Annotated in this window: 1 protein-coding gene; it reads left to right on the forward strand. The window is 67.4% G+C overall.

The features are described 5' to 3' along the window. Positions 1 to 397: 397 nt before the first annotated feature. The coding region (locus AX721_RS15445) for a hypothetical protein (protein ID WP_197422602.1) at positions 398 to 731 on the forward strand (334 nt) is incomplete at its 3' end.

The following is a 731-nucleotide window of genomic DNA, read 5'->3' on the forward strand; positions in this document are numbered from 1 at the left end:
ACCGTGCTCAGGTCGCTGTCGGACTTTCGGTTGTAGCCGACGGAACCGTAGAGGCCGGGCGAGGCGACCTGCGCCTCGGCGACGCCCGCGACGCCCGCCACGGCGGCCAAGACGATCGGTCCGGCGAACAACGACTTCATGCAACTCTCCTCATCGGCCTTCGGCGGCCACGGACGACCTTGGCGGCCGATCCGCTCGGCTTTTCGACCGCAACGGCCACAATGTGTCGTTGCATTTTCGCAGGTAACGACCACCGTATGCGGCGCGTGACATCGGCGGAAGGGCCAGGACGCGCCACGCGCGCCATCCGCCGCTCATCGCATTCCACTTTTTGTAAGTTGCGTTTTTACGCAACTTGGGCGATTTCAGGCGTCCCACCAGGACGCGGAGCCAGCGCTTGCTCGAGTACGCTTTCGACACCATCACGGCCGAACAGGCGCTGGCCATCAAGGCAGGGGACACCCTGACCTTCAACGGCGGGCCGGGGCGGACGGTCAGCGTCAGCTACCAGTCGTACGATCCCCTCTCCCTGACGCCGGAGGTCCCGCGGATCTTCGTGACCTACGAGGGCCGCACGGTCGCCTTCTCCACCGAGCTGGTGCAGCTTTCCAAGACCGGCGGCCTCGTCATGGCCGACGGCTCGCAGCTCTACATCGGCGACGCCGGCGACGGCCGGTTCACGGCGGGCGCGGGCGACGACGGGCTCTATGGCGGGCCGGGCGCCGACACCC

The sequence above is a fragment of the Phenylobacterium sp. CCH9-H3 genome (assembly GCF_001557235.1).
Classification (GTDB): Bacteria; Pseudomonadota; Alphaproteobacteria; order Caulobacterales; family Caulobacteraceae; genus Phenylobacterium.